4 protein-coding genes and 1 pseudogene are annotated in these 3,968 nt (G+C 70.6%); 3 read left to right on the forward strand and 2 right to left on the reverse strand.

Annotated elements, in window-relative coordinates; genetic code table 11:
* Positions 1 to 272, reverse strand: a 272-nt coding sequence (locus AACZ35_RS12980) for a YceI family protein (RefSeq protein ID WP_339829977.1), incomplete at its 3' end; no start/stop codon positions are given.
* 209 nt (positions 273 to 481) lie between these two features.
* Here AACZ35_RS12980 and AACZ35_RS12985 point away from each other — a divergent pair.
* Genes AACZ35_RS12985 through AACZ35_RS12995 form a run of 3 tightly spaced genes read left to right on the forward strand, consistent with a single transcriptional unit; the run spans position 482 to position 2,680 of the window.
* Positions 482 to 1,285: a hypothetical protein gene (locus AACZ35_RS12985; protein WP_339829978.1), complete on the forward strand. Its 804-nt coding sequence runs from the start codon at positions 482 to 484 to the stop codon at positions 1,283 to 1,285.
* Between the two features lie 58 nt (positions 1,286 to 1,343).
* Complete coding sequence (locus AACZ35_RS12990; protein WP_339829980.1) at positions 1,344 to 2,297, forward strand: mitochondrial fission ELM1 family protein; 954 nt, start codon at positions 1,344 to 1,346, stop codon at positions 2,295 to 2,297.
* 26 nt (positions 2,298 to 2,323) lie between these two features.
* Entirely contained in the window at positions 2,324 to 2,680 is a 357-nt protein-coding gene (locus AACZ35_RS12995; RefSeq protein WP_339829982.1) for a DUF6404 family protein, read from the forward strand.
* On the opposite strand, the pseudogene AACZ35_RS13000 reads toward AACZ35_RS12995, so the two are convergent.
* Positions 2,665 to 3,968 (reverse strand): annotated as a pseudogene (locus AACZ35_RS13000) (glutamine-synthetase adenylyltransferase); the annotation flags it as partial. The gene AACZ35_RS12995 and the pseudogene AACZ35_RS13000 sit on opposite strands and share 16 nt — an antisense overlap.

Consider the following 3,968-nt stretch of genomic DNA (forward strand, 5'->3'; position numbering starts at 1 on the left):
CTGAGCAGGTGCCCGTCGAGCTTTTCCACGCCGGTGCTGATGCTGTCCACCGGGATGGTGACCTTGACGCTGGACTGCGTGGGATCGGCGGCGTCGAAGGCGAACTCGGACTCGACCTTGTCGAAGCGGCCGGTGATGTTCGAGAAGCCGAAGTGGCTGTAGGTGAACTCGACCTGGGTATGGGTCGGGTCGATGGCGTAGGTGTCGGCGGCCAGGGCCGGCAGGGAGGCCAGGGCGAACAGCCCGGCCAGGGCGAATTGCTTGAGCTTCATTCAGGGACTCCGGTTGGGCTTGGGTGACACAGGTTATTGACCCTGCCGCCGCAACGCAGCCCTGCCCGGTGAACGTATCGTTTCATCCGTCGCACTCCCTGGCCCCTCCCGCCCTCCTTCATGCGTAAAGGAAAGCGGAAGGCCACGGCGCCCCCGCGCTGGCCTCCCCCGCACCCCGCCGGGGTGCGGGACACCCAAGGAGACACCGCATGAAGCTTTGCACCCTGTTCCTGGCCATGGCGGCCTCGATGGCCGCTACGCCCGTCCTGGCCAACGACACCTTCCGTTCGCCGCCGGTCGAAGAGGCCCGCGCCGCCGGCCGCGCCGCCCTGAAAGCCGAGCGCCTGGCCGACCCGGCCGCCGCCAAGGCCGCCCCGACGGCCGCCGAGGTGGGCGACGCCGACAGCTTCGGCCGCAATGTGCACTGGATGGGCCTGCTGTCGGCCTACGTCTACCTGCAGCCTGACTGCGTGGTTCCCGGCGAACCGGCGGATCCGCGCTGCATCCAGCTCAACCCCGAACCCGGCTTCACCAGCTTCGACGCGCCCGACCTGGCGGCGATCACGCTGCCCGGCAAGAGCACCAACTCGCTGATCTGCCACTGGCAGACGCCGATCGTGTCGGTGGGTTTCGCGAACTTCACCGCCGCGACCGAGCAGTACCGGTTCCAGGTCTATCCGGTGTACCGCATCGAAAGCGAAGTGCTCGATGGCCTCAGCGACCCCAACACCGGCACGCCGTACAACGGCGCCATCGAATTGCCGCTGGGCGCGATCAATGTTTCCGGCTCCATCGACCCGGGCGAATACAACGTCGAGCAGTTCACCTTCACCCGCAGCTGCATCGGCGGCCTGGTCAGCAAGCAGTCGCTGGTCAACGGCTACGGCCTGACCGAACAGCAGGCCAAGCAGTTCTTCAAGAAGCCGATCACCATCACCATGTCCATTCGCGGCAACGCGCGCATGGTCGATGCCGCCAACATCAACTTCGGCACCCGATTCACCGGCGACTGAGTCATCCGGCGGCACCGCGGCCTCGCGGTGCCGCCACCGTTCCGGCTAGGCTTGGCCGATGGCCGAGCTTCCCCTTTCCTGTTGGGTCCTGCACGACGGTGCCGCCGGGCACCGGCGGCAGGCGCTTGCGCTGGCGCAGGCGCTGGCGCCGGACCTGCGCGAGATTGAACTGCACACCGCGATGCCCTGGAGCTGGCTGGCGCCGCGGCGGCTGCCGGGGGCGGAGAAGGCGTTTGGCCCCGACTTCCTGGCCAGCCTGGATTCGCCGCCCACGCTGGCGATCGGCGCCGGGCGTCGCGCCGCCCTGGCCACCCGGCTGCTGCGAGAACGCGGTGCACGCGTCGTGCAGGTGCTGCACCCGCGAATGGACACCGCGTCCTGGGACCTGGTGGTCGCACCCGAACACGACGGTCGCACTGGCGCCAACGTCATCACCCTGTGCGGCAGCCTCAACCCCGTGGACGAGGCCTGGCTGGCGCAGGGCCGCCGCGACTTCCCCGCCCTCGGCGGGCTGCCCGGCCCGCGCACCGTGGTACTGCTGGGCGGGCCGACGCCGGCGGTGCGATTCGACCGCGGCGCTTTCGAAGTGATGGCGGCCAAGCTGGAACACTGGCTGGCCATGGACGGCGGCAGCCTGGTGGTGATCGGCTCGCGCCGCACGCCGGCCAAACTGGCGGCGCTGGCGCGCACCTACTGGGCCGACGTGCCGGGACTTCGTTGGTTCGATGCCAGCGACGGCGAGAACCCCTACACCGGCGCGCTGGCCTGGGCCGACCGCATCGTCGTCAGCCCCGACTCGGTGAACATGGTGTCGGAAGCCTGCGCCACCGCCTGCCCGGTGTACGTGCCCGAACCCCAGCGTGCCAGCGGCCGCGTCCGCCGGTATCTCGACGCCATGCTGGCGCGCGGCCGCATCCGGGCCCTGGGCAAGCTGCCCGAAGACCAGGCGGCCGAACCGCTTCGCGAAACACCGCGCGTGGCGGCGCTGGTGCGCGACCGGCTTTCCTTGTAGAAATCGGCTTTCCCTGGAGCCCGCCCTTGAAGCATTCCGAAAAAGTGGACGCGATGCAGCGTCACCTGGTTCCGCTGGGTTTTTCGCCCTACACGCTGGCGCCGCCGGCCTGGCGAATGATGTGGCAGGCCGGACTGCAAACGCCGCCGCCGATCTTCATGGGCTTCCTGCCGCTGGCCTTTGGCACGGGCCTGTTTTTCGCGATCGGCTGGGGCCTGCTGATGTGGGTGTTGATGTGGTGGCGCCAGGGCATGACGGTCGCCGCCACCGCGGGCATCGCACTACTGGCCGGCCTGTTCTTCGGCCTGGCAATGGCCAGCTACTACCGCTACTACGCGAAAAAGCACCGCCTGCCCGACTGGTCCAGCTACCGCGGCGCCTGAGCAAAAAAAACAAACCCGCACGCGACGCAGGCTTCCCGCACGGCGGCGCGGGCGCTTTCCAGGGCGTCGTCCGGCGGCACCAGGCGCGGGCGCTGGTCGAGCGTGCAGTCCAGGCCCATGTCCACCATCAGCGCATGGGCGTCGAGCAGCTGCTGCAGGCTGCCGGGCGGCAGCAGGCCGGCGGCATCGACGGCGCGAAGCAGTCCCGGCGTGTCGCGCGGTTCGCACAGCGCCGGGTGTTCGCCGGCGTGCAGCAGCACCAGCGCCTGCAGCAGGAATTCCAGATCCACCAACCCACCCTCGCCCTGCTTGAGGTCGAAGCGGGCGGCGTTGCTGCGGTCGAGTTCGGTGCGCATGCGCCGGCGCATTTTCAGCACGTCTTCGCGCAGGGCGTCCGGGTCGCGCGGTGCGCGCAGGGTTTCGCGGCGGATGCGGTCGAAGGCGTCGAGCACCGCCGCGGCGCCGGCAATCGGCCGGGCGCGCACCAGCGCCTGCCGCTCCCAGGTCCAGGCGCGCTGGCGTTGGTAGTCGGCGAAGCTGTCGAGGCTTGAAACCAGCATGCCCTGGGCGCCGTCGGGGCGCAGGCGCACGTCCACTTCATAAAGTTTGCCGGCGCCGGTGACCGTGCCCAGCAGGCTGACCAGGCGCTGTGCCAGGCGGCCGAAATAGCGATTGGCGTCGAGCGGGCGGTCGCCGTCCGACGTGGCATCGGGCGGCGCGTCGTGCAGGAACACCAGGTCGAGGTCGGAACCAAAGCCCAGTTCGCGCCCGCCCAGGCTGCCGTAGCCCAGCACGGCCAGGCCGGCGCCGGGCACGCGGCCGTGCTGGCGCGCCAGGTCGTCTTCGGCCAGGCGCAGCAGCACGGCCAGCAGCGACTCGGCCAGCGTGGCCAGTCGCGACGCCGACTGCACCGGCGGCAGGCGCAGGCCCATGGTCGCCAGCGCCACGCGGAATCCGATCGCCTGGCGCATTTCGTTGAGCGCGTTCAGGCCTGCCTCGATGTCGCCGGGCGGCAGGCGCGACGCCGCGTCGGCCACGAGCTCGGCGATTTCCCCGTCGTCGGGCACCGGGCCGGCGGCGCGGGTGTCGAGCAGTTCGTCGAGCAGCAGCGGGTGCGCGGCCAGGCGTTCGGACAGCAGCGCGCTGCGCGCGGTCACGTCCACGAGGCGCGCCAGCGCCGCGGGCTGTTCGTCGAGCAGGGCCAGGTAGCTGGTGCGGCGGGTCACGGCCTGCAGCAGGGCCAGGCCACGCGGCAGGGCGGCGTCCGGCGCCTGCGAACGCGCGGCGG

The sequence above is a fragment of the uncultured Arenimonas sp. genome, assembly GCF_963976025.1.
Classification (GTDB): Bacteria; Pseudomonadota; Gammaproteobacteria; order Xanthomonadales; family Xanthomonadaceae; genus Arenimonas.

What these genes read in the sequence shown, in the direction of transcription:
- AACZ35_RS12985 (WP_339829978.1), top strand. Translation starts at nt 482, where the DNA reads ATGAAGCTTTGCACCCTGTTCCTGGCCATGGCGGCCTCGATGGCCGCT.
- AACZ35_RS12990 (WP_339829980.1), top strand. Translation starts at nt 1,344, where the DNA reads ATGGCCGAGCTTCCCCTTTCCTGTTGGGTCCTGCACGACGGTGCCGCC.